Genomic DNA, 21652 nt, shown 5'->3' on the forward strand with positions numbered 1-21652 from the left:
GCGATGGACGGTTCGCTGTTCAGCCCGGTCGTGCAGCTACGCAACGCCTTCGAATATCTGCCCGGATTCCTGCGTACTCCTATCGAGATGGTGGTGTTCGGCGGGGAGCTTCCCGGCGCCGACATTTCCGGGATGCGCCGGATGGCGGCCGAGCTGCGGGCCCGCAGTCTGGAACTAGAGGGCCATTCAGCTGATATCGACAGCCTTTTGGCGCGGGAGGATTCGGTAGGCGAGACGGCCGAGCAGTTGCGTGAGGCGTTGAGTTCCTATCGACAGGGCGCGGCTCAGCTCGGCAAGGATGTGAACGCCCTGGCCGATCAGGGCCAGGCGGCGGCCAACGACGCGGAGAAATGGCTGTGCGTGATGTTCACGTTCGGCATCCACCTGGCGTGGAAGATCTACGGTTTGCTGGCCGCCGCCGCGGCGTCGGGCCCGGCCGGCCAGGTTGCGGCCGCGCCGGCGGTCGAATCCACTCTGGTCCAGGGGCGCGCCGAAGTCGCTGTGATGCGCGCGAACCTACAGCGGGCCATTCAGGCGGGTGGAGCCAAGGCGGCCGCCCAGCTGAGCGATATGGGGCCGGCGCAGTTCGCCAAGTGGATGGGCACGGCGGTCGCGCTGCCCGTCGGTGTCGAAGTGGGTGTGCAGGGGCTACAGGTCGCCACCGGGGACAGAGCGCGCGAGATCATCGGGGAGGATGGTTCCAACCCCACGGGCATCGATCTGAAGTCGATCGAGGTGGCCGCCGTGTCCGGCGCGGGCGGAGCGGCCGGCGGCATGCTCGCGGGTCGGTTCGCTCCGTTGGTCGTCCCCCAGATCGCCACCAGCCGTGTGGCCATGGGTTTGGTGCATGGTACGGCGGGGGCGATCTCGGGTCTGGGTGCGGCGGCCTTGGTCGCTGGTTGGCCGCAGCATTACACGGAGGTGCTGGGGCCACTGCTCAACGGTGCCGTCGCCGGGGGCGTATATGCCCAGAGCGCCCGTCCGCCGGCGATCGACGGCGGCGCACCGTTCACGCCGCCCGATGCGATCTCGGCAGGGCACGACGCGAGTACCGCAGCGCCTCGGCAACCGATCGAGATATCGGTGGAATCGAAACGGGCGTGGGAGGCCGCAAGGCAGACCTGGAAACCGGCTGCGGAGACCGCGAATACCGCTGGTGAGCGTGGCGGGCCTCCCGCCGAGGTCGCGGGGCAGGCAGGGGCCGCGCAGTCACAATCACGGAGCGGGCAACAGGCAACGGCTTCGGCCGACGGCGCGGGTGGTGGAACACCCACCGCGACCGGTGGTCGAGCGCCCGAGGGAGCCGCCGGTAGAGCGCCGGAGGGAGCAGGCGGTCGAGTGTCGGGGTCGCAGGCCGCTGCCTCATCCGACGCCGCCGCGGCTCGGCCGCGTTCGGAAGCGACCACAACGGTCGAGCGGCCACAGGCGGACAAGCAGGGCACCGCCGGCCGGGCGACCGCGCCGCGCTCGGTCGAGGCGGCAAGGGAAACCGCGCCGCCGCCGAAGATACCGACGGACGTCGGCGGGGTTCCCGAAAAGGCCGGTGCTCCGGTCGGAGCACACGCCGCGGTCGCGGACGGCGCCGGCAACGAGGCATCGGCGCGGCCCCAGCCGGTCGCCGAGGGCGATGCGGGATCGCCGGACACCCGCGCCGAACACGGACCGCCGAGTGGCGACGAGCATGCGACCGCGCAGCGGGATGCGACCGCCGAGCAGTCCGGCCAGGAAAGATCCGAGAGTTCGGGCCGGGCCGAGGCGGACGGCACCGACACGCCTGCTGCGGGCGACCATTCGGCACCTGTCCGCGACGAGCAGAGTGTTCCGGCCACCGATCATGACAGTCTCGCCGAAGCCGCCGGTCTGCCACGCAGTGACCGCGACCGGGCGGTCGATCTGCTGATCGACTTCCACCAGGCCTCCGCCGAGCATGTACCGGAAAGCCATCGCCTGTCCAACCTTCCCGACGACGTACTGAAGGCCGGACTACACGGCGGCGATGAGCACCAGTCGTTGCTGGCGACAGTGGAGCTCATCCGGCGCGGCACGGTCAGCGACGCGGTTCCGGGCGGCATGGTGCTGCGGGTCGAGCAGGCGGAAGCCGTCTACGCGATGAAATCGCGTCCGGTGGAAATGAAACCCGGCGAGGGCAAATCGCTGGTATTCATGGCCACCGCCATACAACGTGCGGTGCACCATGGCTCGGTTCTGGTGGTGACAACGACCGATGGGCTGGCCAATCGCGAAGTCGTCACCTACGAGAAGTTGTTGACCGACTCCACGCATCAGAAGTTGATGACCGACTTCGGGATCGACGTGTTCCGCGCCGATCAGGAGAACGGCTTCGGGCCGATCAAGAAAGGCCGGCCGGCGATCGTGGTGGCGACCGGCGAAACGGTCGGGCATTTGTGCAATGCCGGTAAAGAGCCACCGCGGCATGTGCTGATCGACGAGATGGACGGCATCATCGACCGCGGCGAACGGCAGTTCCTGCGGTCCGAAGGTCCCGAGCAGGCGGCTTCGGAGGAAACGGCCGGGCAGGTGTTCGACGCGCACAAATTCCTCACCGAGGCGCTGGCGGACGGGTCGCTGTCGCACGAAGATTTCGGCCTCCGGAGCATCGCCGAGGAGATCGGCGTACACCCCGACGGCACACCGGAGGTCCAGTTCTGGTACGACGGTCGGCCCGAGCTCACCCCCGAAGGCCGAGCAAAGGTCGAGGCGCTGCCGAACGGCCAGAACTGGCTGGAGGGAATGGGCGCCTCCCGGCTCGAGACCGCCGCCCACGCCGAATTTCTCGTCCGCGAAGGTGTCCACTACGAAATGGACGCGGGCAAGATCGTAATCATCGATCAGGCCGAGCACGGGCTGCAACGGAACCCGAAGACCTCGAGCGAATCCCGGTGGAGCGCGGAGCCGGGTAAAGCGAGCCTCGCGCAGGCCATCGAGGCGAAGGAGATCCGCGCGGCCGAAGCCCGAGACGAGAAAGCCGACGAGCATCGGATCGTGGTACGCGCGGACGCGGAGTCCGCCAAACGCATCGATTCGGTCGAGATCTACCGTGTCGGAGAGGGTTCCTTCTTTGATGAAGTGACCGGTGCCTCCGGCACTCTCACCGACCTGAACCCGGTGCTGCAGAAAATCTACGGCCTGGAACCGGCGCACGAGGTCGGACGGTCACAGACCCACCGGTTGGTGGAAGGCCAGCACGATGTGGCCGAAAACACCCATGCCAAACTCGCCACGATCGCCGAATATGCGAACGAGATACGGAATGGGGGTGCGGGACGGTTCCAGGAGATCCTGTGTCACCGCAACGACCTCGTCCAGCGGCAGGTGGAGGCGCTGGTGCGCGCGGGGGTGCCGCGCGAGGCGATCGAAGCGGTCGACGCCAAACGGATCATCGGCTGGGGTGCGGACTGGGAAGCTCAGTTGCAGAGGGTTTTCGACGAGGCCGGTGAGCAGGGCAAGATCCTGGTGATCAACCGGCAGGGCCAGCGCGGCGTCGACATCTCGGTATCGGATGCGGTGAAGGCCATGGGCGGCATGCACGTCTGGATGACCGAAGCGCCGGAGCAGTCCTACATCCACGAGCAGGCCAAGAACCGCACGGCACGTAACGGTCAGCTCGGCAGCGCGCAGGTCGTGATGTCGCCCCAGGACGCGCTGATTCGCAACGCCATGCACCTGCGCGAGGTCCGTGAGGCGGTTATCCACTACGAGCAGACCGTGTCCGCGCACGCCGCCGATCCCACCCCCCAGACCCACGACGCATTGGTCGAGGCACGCCAATCCGTCCGCGAGCTGGTGCCCGAACTACAGCAGCGGGCGCTGCGGCACTCCACCGCGGACTTCGTCCGGCATCACGCCTTCTCGACCATCATGCCCGCCCTCACCCTCGCCGAGGCCGAGACCGGGCAGTACGGCAGCGACGTCGACTTCACCCGCCCGGACGGGCCGGCGGATCGGACCGCACGACTGGCCGGGTTGCTGGGAGTCCCGGGCCCGGCCGTCGCGGACCAGATCGCTGCACTCGAACGCCACGGTTCCGTCGACCCGATCCGCGACCTGCTGCGACCGGCCGGTATCGCGCCCGCCGCGGCGGAGGCACTACGGCAACATGTCGAGGCCACCGCCCCCGCGGCGACATTGCAGCGCGCGCTGTTCACCGACGAGCAGGCGCTGAACCATATGACTCCGTCGCGGGACCGGCTCGCCGCCGAACTCGGCCTGCCGATCGCCGATGTCGACGGCGCGGAAGGCATGCGCACACTCGAGCCCGCGCTGACCGAGGCGAGGGACGCGCTCGCCTCGGCGCTGGGTTATCCCGTCGCCAGTATCAATCCCGGCATCGCCCGTGACATCCTCGGCGAAGCGGTAGGTGATCACCTGACCGCCGTGAACATCGTCGAATCCGATGTACGCGACGACACTGCCTCGGCTGCCGCGGATTCCGGGCCGGTGGGCCACGATTCCCGGTATGGGACATCCCAGGATGTCGCCGCTCAGAATTCCGACACGCAGAACAACGACGTCGACCAGGGAACAGCCGACGATATCGTTGCTGCCGCGTCACGATACTTGGCACTCTCGGCGCTGCTCGATTCGGTCGTGCAGATCCATCGCCGTAGTCCCAACAGTTGTGTCAACAATGCCGTAACCGGAATGCGGGTACTGTGCCCCGATAACGCCGGCCGCTTCCGCGCGCCGTCGACCAGCCTCGAGGGACACGGCCGCGAAACGGTGCGCGACACATTCGGCGCCGGGCTCGAGCCGACCGGATCGCTGGACGAAGTGGTCGAATCGTTGAAATCCCGACCTGGCGGAATCACCGTCCTGGTCTACAAATGGAAAGACACCCGGGCCAACGGCACCAGCACCGAGGCCGACGACCATATGGTGCTGCTGGTCAACGACAGCACCTCGGTCGACAAACCGAACCTGGTCGTCGTAGACCTGGCCGCGTCGCGCGACCGCAACAGCGAAAACGACTACGGCCCGCGAGATCTGCGTAACCGCCGCACCCTGCTGAACAAGGCTGCCGAATTCGATGATTGGCGCCGCGAACAGGAAGTTCACATCAACAAGCTGCCCGCGAACAAGCGGCAGTTCGAGACCATCGAGTTCGACCGGGATGGCAACCTCGTCTCCGGATCGCGCGCGGAAGGCCCCGACGCCGAGAGGCTGCCACGATCCCAGCAACCCAACGTCTCCTCCGACACGGTGGCCGACATCGAATCGGCGTTCGCGGGGCTGCCGGGCCTGGGCGAGACGATACCGGCCCTATCGGGTGCCGCCGGGGAAGTATCGAACGAAACGCGCCACGAACCCAGCCGGTTCGGCAGCCGGCCCCACGATGGCCCTGACCGCATCACGGACGACCCTGGACCCACCGGCGATCACACGAACACAGCCGACCGCCCCCTTCCAACGGTGCTCGAACTGATCCAGGACCGCGCCCGGCTGAACCGCTTGCGTACGCGCCGGGACGACCTGCGAGCACAACTGCGCCGGCTCGCGGGCGTGGCTGTCGAACCGTTCGGCAGACGGCCGGTGGAACTGCTCTACACGAAGCTGCGCGAAGAGCTGCGGGCAGGTGTGGGGCCGGTAGCGGACAAACAGCGCATCGTCGAGCTGATCGAGAAGTACCGAGAGCTCGACGCACTGGTCGTATCCGCCGACGAAAGCCTTCGGGTCGCGGGAGTCCGGACCTATGACGACGGCTCGGCCGACACAATGCCTTTCTATCGCCCCTGGCGGGGAACTGCCGAGGAATTCGACGCGCTCTCCGATGCGGAGAAACATGCCGTCGCCAAGGCCGAACTATCCGAGAGCACCCTGGATTTCGACAACCCCGCCACCGGTGCAGAGTACGCCCGGACACACCTCGGAACCATCGCGGCCGAGCAGGCCGAGTCGATCCAGTGGGCGAAACAGGACGCCAACAGCACCTCGTTGTTCGGATATTCGGCGGTCAGCCGGTATGTGGCGACACCCTACGAAGAGAAGACGGCCGACGATCCGGCCCGGCCGCATGTGCGACACCTCGATGCCGCCATCCTGAGCAACCGGACAACCGTGGATTCCTGGGTCGTCGCCGAGGCCGTACTGGACTCGGCCGACAACGCGGATCCGGCGTCCATGCGCGGCCAACTGTGCGACGCCCAAGGCTACCTGTGCGGCGAAATGGGCAGCACACCATCGGCCCGCCAACAGGATTCCGATATCGTCCATCTGCGGGTGCCCGCCGGCACTCCCATGCTCGGCACCGAATCCGCCACTGGCACTCCGGAAGTCCTGCTCATGCACGGGACTCGATATGTCGCTACTCGAGCATTCGCCGACGAGGACGGCCTGGTCCATGTGTACGGGTTCGTCCTGGCCGACGAATGGGGCCCGATTCCGGGATCTGCGCGCAACCAAACCGGTGCCGCGCCGGACAGCATCGGCAGCAGGCCATCGGAGGACGCGGCACGTCGACCGTCACCGAGCAACGGTCCGTCGGTCGCCGCGGTTCCGGTCGCCAATATCCGAACACGCCTCGCGGAACTGCGGGCGGCCGAGCAGGCGAATACGCCCGCGACCGCGCGGACCCGGCAGTTGTTCGAATTCGCGAACGCGGTCGAGGAAATGGAGAACGCCGCCGCCGCGATGGCGCGCACCCGCGCCGATGCCGAAGCCGAAACCCGACGCCGATCTGCACTTTCCGCCGTCAGCTCGATCGCGGCCACGGTGGAGGCCGCGGCCCGCGATACCGACCGCCACGACGAAGCCGTCCGCATGCTCGGCCGTCTCGACGGCTCGGTCGTCGGTCAGGTGCACCTGGTGTACGCCGCATTGTTCGACCACATGCGGGACGCGGGCCAATATGTGGACGAGGTCGATGACACCGACGAACACGAACTCGCGCGGTCGGCCCGGCAGTACGAATCGCTGGTGAAACAGATTGATTGGCTCGATGCGCTGATCACCGTGCTGGAGCGCACGTCACCGAAGGATTACTCCCAGCAGTACCGGTCGCTGATCGACACCATCCCCCACGACTCGGACCCACGCGCCCTCGATCCGTCACCCCTGCAATCCTCGCTGATGCGGGAGGCGACGGATAGCGCCGACCGATCGACCGAGCTGGAACAGCGGGCCGCAGCCGCCGAACAACGCCATCGAGCCGCCGTAGCCGCTGTCGGTGAACTCGACCGGCTGATGACCCCCACCGATCCTCGCGGCCCGGTCGACGTGGAACTACCCGGCACCACAAGGGATGCGCACGCGTCGTCCACCGCCCCGGTAGAGTCGGCGCTCGCCGACCAGTTCGCCGAGGATCCTCCGCACATCCAACTGCTGGCACGCACCATGCTCGCCCGGCAGCCGGCGAGTGTGGCCCAATTGGTCGCCGACGCACAGATAGTGCTTTTCGGTGAGACCCATACCAACCCGGCAGGACCGGAATTCCTCGAGCAACAGGCGGCGGCATTGCGGGCCGCCGGCGTCACCCACTACGGCATCGAAGCACCTCCGAATCCGGTCTTCGACGCCCTGAACGCGGGAGAGCAGGTCGACCTGACCGGGATCCAATGCGGTCCGGGCTTCGGCAATTGGGCCGGCGCAGTCAAGGCCATGGCCGCCGCCGGGATCACCGTCGTTCCATTCGATGTGGAAAAACCATCCTCACCGAAGGGGTCGCCCCTGCGTGACGTACGCGAATCGCGGATGGCGCAGGTCATCACCGATACCATGCGGGCGCCGGGCGCGAAAATGGCGATCCTGGTGGGCCTGGATCACCTCACCAGGCAACAGCGGATGTGGTCGTACGTCACCGGTGCCTATGGCATTTCACTGGCGGAACGACTGACCGACGCCGGATTCGCTACCAGGACCGTGGCGATGTGGGGTGGCCGACCAGGTATGCGGGAGGTCGTCGACGACGTCGCGCGCCGTCTCGGCCTCGGGGACGAAACCTTCGTCACCGATCTGGCGGAGGTGAATGGTGCGGACCGAGGATTCCGCTCGTGGGAATCCGATGTGCTTCTTCACCTCGGTACGCCGGAAACCTACGCGGCACAGAAAGGCCCTCGTTCCCCGGTTCAGCCCACAAAACTCGGGTACCGGGAACCTGGCGGGCAGCACTCGCCCGCCGACCGCACCGCTGCGGTCGGCACAAATCAGCTGCAGCTGACCACGGTCGCTGATCAGGACTCGACCGGCAGGCAGCATGCCATCGGCACCGCTCATGCGGATATCCGCCAGTTCGTCGCCGATTGGGCCAACGCGGATCAAGCGCGTTCCGCCGAAACTCTCGGGTCGAACTTGGTGTCGATGTACACACATGCGCGGCGTGGCGGGATGGTTTCGGCGACGAAGTCGGGAGCCCGGGGGGCTCGGATACTTCGCTTCGACGTATCCGACGTCGGCCCGGTGCCGCCGTCCCACCTCAACGAATATTCCGAAAGCGTTGTCGCGGGGCGGCTCCGCTACATGGCCCACCGCTTCGGCATCGATCGCCGCCCGGACGGCACGACCACGATATGGTTCGAATTCGACGAGGCGGGACCGAATTTCAGCGAGTTCGCAGTGGCCGCGGTGCACGGAAAGGAAATGCCCACCGCCGATCCGGCCGTGACGCCCCAGAGCACCGATGGTCGCGCCCGCCGAGAGCTGGATCTGGGGCATGCCGCCGGTGTCACCGATATCGGCGGCAAATCTGCAGAGCAACGTCACCGGCGTAATCAGGATGCCTTCGCCATCGCGACCGCGACCGTCTCGGGTGAGCGGATGACCCTCGCGATTGTGACCGATGGTGTCTCCCATTCGAAAGGCGCGGAACGCGCGGCCCAGGTGGGGTCGGAGGCGGCGGCCGAAGTACTGGCGCGGCGAGCGGCGGCGGCCGAAGCGGGCGCCGGGTGGGATCCGGTCGCAGTGGTCGCCGAGGCGGTCGAGGCCGCCCAGCAGGCAGTGCTGGATCTGATCGCCACCGAAGAATTCGCCGAGACCAGCGACGTGGACTCCCCCAAAGCGACCATCGTGGCGGCACTGGTTACCCCTACCCAGGTCATCACCGACTCGCGCGGCGACGCCCGGGCGGTGTGGATCAGCCTGGACGACGGCGCATCCCGGGAGCTCACCGAGCCCGACACCTACGTCCGGCAGTACATGGAGATGTTCGACATCACCGAACGCGAGGCCATGGGCCGGCCCGAGGCCGACAAACCGCTCACCGGTCTCGGTAAGGGCTGGCAGCGGGAGTGGCAACCACCGCAGCCGCAGGTATTCGAACCCACCGGTCCCGGAATCGTGGGCCTGTTCACCGACGGACCGATCAAACATCTCGCCGGTAGCCCGTCGAATCCCCGCAACACCGCCGAATCGGTCGCCGAAACGGTCGCCGGTGATTTCGCTCGGTCCGGCACGCTGCTCGGCGCCGCCCAGGCATACATCCAGGGCGCGATCGCCGCGAAGCAGACCAACGACAACCTCACCGCCGTCCTGATCGAGGGACCTACCGATGCGATCGGCGCGCGATCGGACCGGACGCCCGGCGATCACGACAACACCGCCACACCAACCCCCTCGTTGTCCCCCGACGACCCCACCGATCCCGCCATCGGCGCGAGGCCCCCGCACTCTCCGTGGTCACGAACCAAGCAGCGGGTGGCGGATGCGCAGACCACGGGTAAACCCGGGCAGGCGGAGCCTACGACCGGGCCGTCGACCGAGGACCCCCGCCCCATCGCCCAGCCGGCCGAATACTTCGGCGCGGATGTCACCGAGCGGGCATCGGTCCAGACTGTGAACCCCGACGATGTGACCGGCGCGTCCACGGCGAGCCGGAATGCCGCTGACGAAACGCAACTGAGCGGGGACCACCTGCGGGTACTGCGGTGGATCACCGACGGGTGGGACAATGCGCGGATCACCGCGGCACTGGGTGGGCAGCAGGCATCGAAGTACGTGGGGGAGGTGGCCTCGGCGCTCGGCATCGCGAACAAGCGCTATCTGATCGCCGCCGAAGCCACGCGGCGCGGCTTGGTGCAGCCACAATCGCCACTGGCCGACCTCGGCAAGCGGCTGACGCCGCGCCAGATCGTCGTCCTCGCGCATTTGTCGCGCGGACGCACCAGAGGCGAAATCGCGACGATGTTCGGCCTCTCGCCCCGCACGGTCGATAAGCATGTCAACCGTGCGCTGCCCGATATCGGGTCGCCCACTCTGGTCACGGCCATGCCGCGAATCGTGGGCGCGCTCGATACGTTCGACGAGGAAGCTATCGCCCGGCTCGCCGCGTCGAGATCCGACACGACCGCCGGACGCAGCCGCGACGAGGCGCTCGCCCAGCGCTTGTCCCCGACGGAGGCAGCGGTTCTGCGACAGGTGCGGCAAGGGCGAACCCATACCGAGATCGCCGCCGAATCCGGCATGTCCGAGCATGAGGTACGACGAGTACTGGCCGATGCGCGGCGCAAGGTCGGGGATTCCGACCGAAGCCGTCTGGCCGCACTGCATGCCGAGGAGCGTGCCCACAAGAGCAAGGACGCTGCCGCGCCGACACGAGCCGGGAAGACCTCGGTGCCGAGCGAGCCGGCACCGGCACCGGCACCGCGGCAGAGCGGCAACACCTCCCGGCCGGGTACCGTTACCGGCCCCACCGCGCCGTTGTCCCCGGCAGCCGACCGGCCGCAGACGACGAATCGGGGACAAACGCCCGATGCGGCGGCACAGTCGCCCTGGAGTCGAGCGAAGACCGGCACGCCTGGCGACGCACGCACCGCATCATTGCCCGACCAGTCCACAGGGCTTCCGCGCTCCGACAGCATCGGTGCGAGGCCACGGTCGGAGGAACCGGGTTCTGGATCGAACGATCGCCAAGCGCAACGGGGTCGCAACACCGCTTCCGCGTCGCCATTCGATCGGTTCGGCACTATGCTTCCCGCGCTCGGATTCGACGACGGTGTCCCACACCGGCCGGAGCGGACGGTGCCGTTGGCCGGTGCGCAGTTCGCCGCCGATATCGCCCGGCGGCTGTGGCGTGAAGAGCGCGCCGAGCAGGCCGCCTCCGAGCAGTCGGCGGACTCGCCCGACAGGTTGCGGGATCTCGACGTGACCGAGCAGCTCTACGCGCGGTTGGCCGACGCGCGCCGGGAGCACACCGCGGCACTGCTGCGGTATGGGTACTGGGACGCCCGGACCGTGGACCTGAGCGGATGGCGCGATCACGACATCGCGGAAAATGATTTGGGTTGGCGGTCCTACCGGCAGGCCGGCCCCGGCGAACGCGCGCAGCAGCGGGAAGCCGCCCGGCAGTACCGGGAAGCGCGCGATCGGTTGACCGAGGCGGACCGCGAGCTGTCGCGGCTGGTGGAGGCAGCGGGGATCGACCCGCGACAGGCCGGTCTCGGACGGCACGCGAGCCTGGTCGGGGCGCTGCAAACGTTCGCCGACCTGGTCGGTGCGGACTGGGTTCGCCGCCCCGACCACCCCGATTTCGGCGCCGCACCCGACGATCTGGCCGACAGTGTGCTCGCCCGGGTTCTGCGTTACCCGGGGCAGACGTACCTGGTCTGGGAGTTGCGTCGACTGGGCCCGGGCGCGGTTGCGCTGGTATCGGATACGTCCCGCGGGGACGCGGAGCAGTATGTGCTGTCGAATATCGATGGCACGATCGTGGAGATCGAACGCAGCACTGGAGTGCTGCGGGAATTCGCTCCGAAGGATTATTTCCGTTCGAAGGTGGAGGGTGTCTTCTTCGGGCCGGACAAACGGCCGGTGCACCCTGTCGGCGGGGCGTGGGACCGCATTCCCTTGTTCGACCCGGGCACGGCGCGACAGCGCGGTGCGGAAGTCACTCGGCTGCACACAGCGACCGCCGCGCAGCAGCAGGACGGATTGTCCGAGCTCGCCGCCCGTCGGACGTCGGTGATGCTGAAGCAATATGCCACCACCACCGAATACCGGAAACTGGCGACGAAGCTCGGTCTGGACCCGGATACACTGAGCCGGCAGCAACTGGACCGGATGGCGCAGACTCCGTCCCTGCCTGCGGAGCGGCCGAGTAGTTTCTACCTCCCGGCGCCGGCCCCTCTCGCCGAGCGGTTGCCGGAGTTGGTCCGGATCGCCGCCGAACTCGACCGGTTGGCCGGGCAGGTGCGGGAGCTGGACGAGCAGATCGCCGCCGGGCTCGCGGGACGGCCGCAGTCCGAGCCGGGCCCGGCCGACCGAGCCCGGTTCCACGGTCCGGCGGTAGTAACGCTGGCCATGGCGCTGACCCGCAACCCGGATATCCGTCCGCTCGGCGAGGACAGCGGCGAGCACGGCGCCCCGGAATTCGCGGTCGCCGCCGCGCTCGGTTCTCAACCGCGCACCTTCACCGGCGGCATCGAGCAGGTATGCCGGGTGGTGGAGGCGTTGGGTGACGGCGGGGCCGTCGCGCTGTCCGGCGCCGCCGGTGAGATCGGCGCGCTGGCCAATATCCGCGATCGGATCGTGGCCGTCGGCCGCGACGGCGTTGTGCTGAAGGAGATGCAGCTCGACATATCCGGCGATATTCCGGAGGTGACGGGTTTCGTCTTCACCGGGGCCGGAACCGCCGTACACCCGATGGCCGCGGACACACGCGCGCAGCTGATGGAGCTGGCCGCCCAGTACGCCACGGCATCGAGAGCAGGGGATCCGGAGACAGTGGAGCGGGCACGCCGGGCGGCCGACGTGTTGTGTTACGGCCCCGGCCGGAGTGAGCCCGTGCAGTATGGCACCGGCTATCGACGGACCGATCCGTCGCTTTTCGGGAATCTCGACATCACCGTGCTGCCGGAGACGCTGGGACGGCTGTGGGAGCAGTTACGCACTGTCGAGATCGACGGGCGCCGTGAGATTTCTTTCGACACCGACGGAATGTCCTGGTCACAGATCGACGCCCTGCGCGAACAGTTGCGGGCACTCGATCCGGCCTTGGCTCGTGTCGGCTGGAGCGGCTGGGGCCGGGCCGCGCTCGCCGAGCTCGACCGACGTGCGGGCACGGCAGTGGTGGTACGCGCCGACCTCGAAATCGCACGACAGAGCGTGCAGTGGACCGAGCAGGGCTGGGCCGAAGTCACCGAGCGGCCGGTCACCGCCGCGGAGGAGGCCGAGGCGGCAGGCACCACCGACCGGATCGGCAGGCTGGAGCGTGAGCGCGACGAACTGATGAGACGACACGATCTGATGGCCGGGGGAGCGCGGTCCGAGCCGGGAAGTGCACTCGGTTTCCCAGAGCTGCTCGAACAGGTCACGCGTCGACGGGAATTCATCGACGGACAACTCGACCGGCTGGCTGTCCGAGCAGGGACCGACCTGACGCGTCTGGACCAGGTGACGTTGCCCGAGGGCGAGGAACAGAAACGGCTCGAGCTCCGGCGCCATCAGGTCGAGCTGGCGCGGTTGGCGCAGATTCTGCGGCAACTGCGGGAGTTCCGACACGAACCGGATCCGGTAGAGCCGATGCCGCACAGGGCGCCCGGGGACCGGCAACGTCAGCCAACGGACCCGGACAAGAGATTCGGTGAACCCGAAAATCGCTACGCCGAACCACGGGTAACACCTTCCTCGCAGCTGGCGCCCCCACGGGGCAAGCCGGCCGAATCGTCCCCGAATACCGAGAATCGGCCGACAACGTGGGCGGTCGGCCCCCTCTCGACCGAACTCGACACAGACCGTCCCTGGGACGACGGGATCCGCCCAGCGGAACTGACCACCAACATCAGAGAGCTCGCGGTCCTGCATGCCACCGGTGGCGGCGGCCCCCTGGGCGGACAAGAGGAACCCGAAAACCAGAAGCCGTCCCCGGATCAGGAAGCAGAGCAGGCCGCCACCCCGCATCCCGACCAACCGGACGCGCAAGCACAGAGTCCCGAACAATCGGGGAATTCGGCGATATCGCCGAGCGCTTCGGCACCCGCCGCCGAGGCGAACCTCTCGAATGCCGAACCCACCGGAACCAAGGAGGCCGATACAAAAAGCAAATCGCTCTCACAGTTGATTCGCACCGACTCCGACGCTCGACGTCGTATGAGCGCCGAGTTCCTGAACTCGATTGGTGCCGAAGTGGGCAGCGCGACATTTCTGTTGTACATGGTGAACGAAATGGGAGCGGAATCCGGCAGCTGGATCATGATGGGCGCGAGTACGCCGGCATTTATCGGTCCACTGATCGCGGGATATATGGCCGATAACTACTCACGGAAGAAGCTGATGGCCGGTGGTGGTATCGCCTCTGCATTGGGGTGGCTGGCCGCGACCGGCGCGCTGGCCGCCGATACTTCGTACACCGTCCCGGTAGTTGCCGGATCGATTGCTTTGACAATAGGTGGCGGCGTTGTGTACAACGCCGCATCAAATAAGTACTTCAAAGTGGCGTTCGAAGGCTCACAAGAGGCGGTGGCCCGCTTCAACAACCTCAAGATGAACGTCCCCAGAATTATATCGCAAAGCGCCGCACCGTTATTGCTGATTGCCGACACTTGGCCGGCCGCAGCCCTGGGGTTGACATTCAGTATCCAGAATTTGGCTTCACTGAAGAATATGCCGGATAATGCGCCCACCCGAAATAGCGACGAGACGATCGCGCACGCACTGCGCAATTCGGTATCCAACGGCATACGAGAACGTTACCGCCCCCGTGAACAGCGGCGAATCAGCGTGCACGTTATGGTCTCCAATCTGTACATGGGCATGCAAGGAATACAATTCACGGACCTGGTTCTCGGCTCCGGTCTCACCGGATTCCAGCAGGGGGCGGCGTTTGCGCTGGTTCCCAGCGCTGCCCTGCTCGGAAACCGGGTACCGGATAGATGGTTGCAAAAATTCAGCTTGAACACATTTCGCCTCACAAGAATGACGGCCTTGACCGGAACCTCGGTCGTGTTGGCCGCGTCGGATAGCGTCTTTCTGTCGTCGGCAGCACTTGCGGCCGGATGGATGGTCCAAGGCGCTGCCGGGATACCGCTCAATACCTACATCAGAAAATCTACCCCGGCAAAACATTTCGCAGCGGCGAGCGGCGTCAGTCAAGTGCAGACGCAGGCTGCACATAAGATCGGTTGGGGGCTCAGTGGCGCCGCGGTTGCGCTGATGGGGGGCCAATCCATGAGCATTGCCGTCAGCTCGGCACTCGGTGCATATACCATCGCGAGCGCCACTGAATCCCACTCTCGACGACGCAGACGGTCGAAAATGTTGGACGGCATCCACCAGGTCGCCGCAGCCGCCGCCGCGCTCGGCCTCGACAATGCGACCGAACCGAAACAAGGCCGAAATACTGTACGAGATTTCCGAGCGGCCATCACGCCCGACTCCGCGACCAACGAGAATGCCGCCCTGACCCAATTCACCAAAACCCACCTCGACCCCGACACCGTCGACCCTCTCGCTCACGTCCTCGACCTCGTCGAAGATCCGAACAACCGTGTCGATACCGTCTTTCTCCTCGTCGCCGACGGCGATGATGTCCGGCCCTCCCTCATCACCGACACAGGTGGCAAAGGCGCCACGATCTTCGACGTCACGGTCCCCGAACCGGACAACCGTGACCTCCGGAAGCCGAACAAGCGTGATGCCGACGACCAGCGCGTCCCGCGGGTTCGCACCCGCGAACGATGGAAACCGTCGTTCCGCGCGATCGAGGACATCGACGAGGCCGAAGCCTATATCGCCTGCTTCGAACGCGTCGACGGCAAGCTCTCACCCCTCGCCCTACCCGACCGCAACCTGTCGGTACCCTCCGACGGCCTCGAAATCCTCGGCCCACCCCGTATGTCTCCGCGCGTCAACCAACGACGCGACGACGAGTGCCTCGACCGCACAGCGGAAATCGCTACCCTGATCCCCGACCGGAACCGCAATTCATATGACGACCGGAACAAACTCGAAAAGCTCCGAGATTTCCTCGATCTGCGAGCAAAACTCAGCAAAGAGGACGACCTCTCCAGATTCGAGAAACTGGTGGACGGTTCCCGGCCCATCGTAATCGACGCCAAGAAGATTGATGATGTAAAAAAAGAGGTTGTCGATATCGCCGAAAAGAATACCGACGGCAAGACTTACATTCTCGTCGACTACGGCAATAAGAAGATGCATCTGATTCTTGCCGAAATCGCTGGTAATACCACCATCTTCTACGATATAAACCAAGTGGACAAGGACGATGAAATCCCCCGCGTCCGGACCGCCGAGAAATTCGATGAGGACTTCGCCGATGCGAAGAAGATCTTCGTCTACCAGCTGATCGATAATCCCGACGGAACACGCGAAGACCTGAACAAGGATTCCCCCCAAGATCCCAAAGCGCCACGGCCGCAACGCGGCAGCAAGATCACTGGCAGGCCCACCGGGCACGACCCCGACGATGGGTCGGACGGTCACGGCGCAGGCGCACCACTCACCCACAGAATGACAGAGCCGATGCCGATGCCGCCGCGGCCGGCACTGGGCGACAACCGCCCGGCTGTCGTGGACTTCGGGCTGTTACAGGAGCGGATCTGGCTGCTGCTCGGGCAGGTCGGCGAAGCGAGTGACCACGCCCGCGTGCCGCCGGATTCGGCGACGCTGCGGGAGGCGCGCCGGGCAGTGGACGAGCAGTGGCGCGCCTTGGCCGCGGCGTTGGAAGTGGATCCGGCGCAGTTGGCGGACCTGTCGGCGACCATCCTCGACGACCCGACCCGGCTCCCCGCCGACGATCCCCTACGGTCACTGGCCCAACGGCTGGGACCGGCGGATCGACAGCGCGCGGCGGCCATCCGGAAGCGGGCCGAAGCGATCATCCGCCTCGACGCGGTGGTCGCCGAACTCGACGACGCACGGCAGGTACTCGACGACGAAGCGACCCGCCGCCACCATGAGCATCGGTATCGCAAGTATGAAGGGGGCATCTGGCTCACCGACCATGCCAAGCTGGTGCCGGCCGAGCGCGGCAGGAAGCCCACGCTGCTCATTGTTGCCACGGAGGGCCGGCACGAGCGGGCTCGGCGTGAGCTGGTTGCCGAGCATGCGGAGTTCGCCGGCGCGTTGGCGCGCTCGTCGCCCTACAACGTCGCCTATATAACGGTCAGCCCGCATGCGGACGGAGAAGTGGACTTCCAGTTCGAGAGCAAGGAGTACCGCCCGAGCAACGCCGAGATCGGCGCTCGGCTGATGATGGCGTACGCCGAGGCCTTGCTCGCGGGTCGGCAGGCGGATCGGATCGGTTTCGACACCTGGATGGAGTCGCTCGGCGGGTTCAGTTCCTCGACCACCCTCGATGAACTGGAAGCGCGGATCGACATCACCGAGGACGTCGACGACACCAGCGCGCGTGCGGCCGTTATCCGGATGCTCACCGAGGAGCATCGTCCCCGCGCACGGTGGCGGGACGCACCCCCGGACATCCCGTTCGCCTCCACGTCGCACGAGATCGTGGTCGGCGGCGTAGTGATCCAGGTCCAGATGCGGGAGAACCATGACGCGAACAGGTGGAACCGGTTCGAACTCGCTCATCTCTATCGTGCCGCGGACACGGGCAAGGCCGTGGCGTGGATGTTCGCGGGGGGTCTGCGGGCCCGCTCGAAGGAGGCGCTGGCCAAAAAGGTTGCCCGGGCGCTCCGGAACGGCCGGATCGACCCGGCGTTCACCCGTGACGAGGACGGAAGCCGGCTGTGGGATCCCCCTCGCCCGCCTGCGTCCGATTCGGCCCCGGATCGCGGCGGGCAAGGCGACAGCCCGATCGGATCTCGACCCGGCCAAGGCCCCTCGGACCGGGCGGCCGCTGCCGCTGCGGGACCACTGGCGCTCTTGTCGGCTGCGCGTGCCGGCGACGAGACGGCGAGAGAACAACTGTGGCGGCGGTTCTACCGCAGTATCGCTGTGCTGATCGCAGGGGCGATGGCCGGCCGGCCCGATCAGCGGAAGCTGGTCGAGCAGATCTTGCGGGAGGTCTTCGATCTCGCCTTCGATCCGAATGGGCCCGATGCGCCTGGGCGGGATGTCGAGGAATGGCTGCGCGCGATAGCTCGGGACGTAGTCGACCGCATGGTGTTCCGCCATGTGTGCGCCGGTGTCGCCGCGGTGCTGCGGCGCAAGGGGATGGAGTCGAGCCCGGCCTACCGCTTGCTGGTGGAACCGATCCCGGCAGAGGCCGCCCGGCAGGCAATGGCAGCGCTGGCCGACACGGGGTATGACCGGTGGTTGCGGCAGAATCTCTGGGCGGGCGGCGACCCGGCCGACGTCGCGAATCCTCCGCTGGTCAATCAGGCTGCCGTTCGACAACTGCTGCGCGTTGTGGCAGACGCTGTCGGTAAGGATGTTCCGGCGATACCGGAAGAACCCGACTCATATCCGGCGGACATCGCACTCGCCCAGAATGACGACGCCACTCATTCCCCGCGGATTGAGCCGACCGGTGCGCTCGGGGAAAAATCGGAACAAACGGGCGAAGGCTCCGACTCGGATGCTGCGCCGCCCTCACCGGCATTGCTGCGGGTGGCCCTTCTCCATGACCCGTATCTGGTGATACCGCATTTCGCGAGTCTGCCCGGGCCGGAGTCACGGTATGCGGAACTGCACTTCGGGTACGGCTGGCCCATCGCCAAGGTAGCGGCGAGCACGGGCGACACCGAGAGCGCGGTCCACGACGGGCTGGAGCGTATTGCCCGGCTGTCGGCCGGGAAACTTCCCCCGGAGATCGCGGCGAGTTATCAGGGTGCCCGTTCAGGCCACGCCTTGACGATCGAGGATCTGGCGCGGGAGGCCGGGACAAGTCCTGCCGAGGCCGATGACGCGCTCAACGGTTCGCCTGGTGTGGGCCCCGAAACACGGCAGCAGGTGTTCGCGGCGGCTGATCGGCTCAGGTACCGCCGGGAGTTGCTGTGCGCGTTCATGTTCCATGATGGCCAGGCGGCCTGGGGACTGGACGGTCGAGTGCTGGCCGCGGCGACGAGGTCCGAGCTGGAAAATGCGTTCGGCCGGCTGGGCATGCTCGAGCAGCAGGTGATCGAATCGCGGTTCGAGGAGTTGCGATCGGTTGCCGAGACGGCGGCGCTGCTGGGCATGACGGAGTCCTTGGCCCGGGTGTTGGAGCGGACCGCGGTGCGTGGCCTGGTCGATGCGTTGGCCGAGGTTGTGGATCCTGCGGTGGCCGGGAAGTTCGGTGCTCCTGCTGCGGGGGTGCGGTTCGCTGCGTTCGAGGCCGTGGTGCGGTTGCGGCGGTTGGAGCACGACTATCCGGATGCGCTGCAACCGTCGGAGTTCGCGGAGGCGGTACAAGCGCCCTATTCCGCTGTTCGCCTGATCAACCGAGTTCACGGCATTGTTTCGAAGGAGGAGGACTCCGTCGGTGCGGCGTCGCGGGCCCTGGCGTTACTGCGGGTTGCCCTTCGCGACCCGGATGCTGCGATACCGCATTTTCCGGATATGTCCGGACCGGAGGCACTGTATGCAGAACTGCATTTCGGGTACGGCTGGCCCATCGACGAGATAGCGAAAAGCACAGGCGTCGAACAGAAAAGCGTTTACGACCGGCTGGCGCACCTCGCCCAGTCGTCTGTGGCGAAGCTTCCCCTGGAGACAGTGGCGGGGCATTGGGTCGCCGGTGGATACCGCACACCCACCACCGCGGACCTGGCTGAGCAGGTCAACGCAAGTCCTGCCGGGATCAGCAGGGCACTCAACGGTTCTCCCGATGTGGCTCCCGAGACGCGGCAGAAAGTGCTCGCGACGGCTGATCGGCTCGGGTACCAGCGAAGCAGGTTCGTTCTGCTGCGCCGCGAGTTGCTGTGCGCGTTCATGTTCCATGACCACCAGGCGTCCTGGGGCTTGGATGGTCGAGTACTGGCAGCCGCGATGAGTGACGAGCTGCATGGTGCGCTCGGCCGGCTGGATGGGTCCGCACGGCGGGTGATCGAATCGCGGTTCAAAGAGTTGCGGTCGGTTGCCGAGACGGCGGCGCAGTTGGGTATGGCGGAGTCCATGGTCCGGGAGTTGGAGCGGACCGCGGTGTACGACCTGGTCGAGGCGTTGGCTGCGATTGTGAAGCCTGCGATGGCCGCGGAATTCGGTTCTCCCGCTGCGCAGGTGCGGTTCGCTCCGTTCGAGGCCATGGTCCGGTTGCGGCGGTTGGAGCGCGACTATCCCGGGCTGCTGCAACCGTCGGAGTTCGCGGAGGCGACACAAGCGCCCGCTGCCGCTGTTCGCCTGATCAACCGAGTTCTCGGCTCGGCTTCTGTTGCCGGAGAGGGCCGGCCGTCCGCTGCTCCCGCGCCGGACGGGCTGGGCCCCCGGTCACCGGGCACGATCGGTGCCCGGCCCGGTCGGTCGAACGATCCCTCGGAGTTCTTCGCCGAAGATCCGCGGGGTGCTCGATCTGCACGCGCCAACGGGCGGGCCGGATCACCCGTCGCCCGGTGGCGGCAGGCGGTCCTGATCCAGCTCGTCGAGCTGGCCGGTTACTCGTCAACCGCCGCGGGCCGGGGCCCTTATATTCCCGACGCTTGGCTCGAGGCCGTAGAGCAGGCGACTCGCGAACAGTGGGATAGCGCATTGGCCACCCTCGAACCAGAAGAGGCCGAGTTGCTGACGCGCACCTATGGGCATGGCGAGGAGCCCTCCACTTCGGACTACGGCTACTTGAAGGAGGCACTCACGCGCTTCGCGGGCGCAATCGCCGCGGCACGCTCGTCCGAATCGAGCGGCAAGACCGATGGCGTCGGCATCGAAGCGCCGGTTACGGAGGCCGGTACCGTACCGCAGATTCCAGGGCTGCTTCCGCGAGAGGAGTATCGCTTCCTCGGTGGCGAGGACGGAGTCGAGCTCGACGAGGACCTTGCCGCACTGCAGGCGTCCGAGCCTCGCATCCCGGCGCGACCCACACCGTGGAGCGGGGGTGCACAGCGCATATCGGATGATCGCGATCCGCGCGGTGGGTCGACGAGATCGTCCGCCTCCGGAGAGGCGCCGGCGCAATAGGTTCCCGGCCGGATCGGCTTCCGCCCTCCCACCCGAACAGCCCACCCGAGCCCGTCCTGATATGGGCCGAGGATGGCTTGGAGTTCACTCGGTCGTCGCAGCACTCGTTACGGGAGGTTGCGGCGGCCGTGGCGATGGAGCACCCGCCGGCGCGTCGGCGTCAGCCGCGGGGGCAGTGACGGAGCCTCCGACCAGCTCTGTGTTGGGTGCCCGCCTGGCAGATTCATCAAGGGACCGGTGCAAGTCGCCGGACGCCGGCCGAATGCTCGGCAACGACCACGTGCGGCGGGAGGCGCACGTTCGACTCTTCAGAAAATCTGTAGCGGCCAGAGTAGACATTCATGAGTATGTGAGGTAATTTGTTTGTCGTTGGTAGCGAAGGAAGTGTCCGAACGGCACGGGAGATAATGGAACTGCCCGTGAGGTAAGACCGGCGGGCGCGGCCAAGGGACCAGGAAGTACGACGGTCCTACCGCCCGCCGGGCAGCACTATGAAGTTGCCCGGAAAGAGGAAATGAGGAGAAGGGAGGCGTTGCCCGTCGGGTCACCCATGAGATCTGTGGTCCGGGTGATCGCCGACGTATCGGTTCCATGTCGGAAGACGAAGTAATTCCCCCTTTCAGTGCCCCGGCGCCGCTGGCGCCGGGGCCATTCGGCGTCTGGAGATCGCACAATTTCTGAACCCCCTAGAGAG

At 66.7% G+C, this 21652-nt stretch carries 1 protein-coding gene; it reads left to right on the top strand.

Features of this window, described 5'->3' with window-relative positions:
• The first annotated feature begins 3 nt into the window (after positions 1 to 3).
• Complete coding sequence (locus tag ACLML9_RS13545) at positions 4 to 20958, top strand: protein phosphatase 2C domain-containing protein (RefSeq protein WP_411945846.1); 20955 nt, start codon at positions 4 to 6, stop codon at positions 20956 to 20958.
• Positions 20959 to 21652 lie beyond the last annotated feature (694 nt).

Origin of the sequence: Nocardia sp. NPDC002869 (assembly GCF_046764065.1) — a bacterium.
GTDB lineage: Bacteria > Actinomycetota > Actinomycetes > Mycobacteriales > Mycobacteriaceae > Nocardia > Nocardia rhamnosiphila.

Coding starts and splice junctions, on each gene's coding strand:
- ACLML9_RS13545 (WP_411945846.1), top strand. CDS start 4: ATGGACGGTTCGCTGTTCAGCCCGGTCGTGCAGCTACGCAACGCCTTC.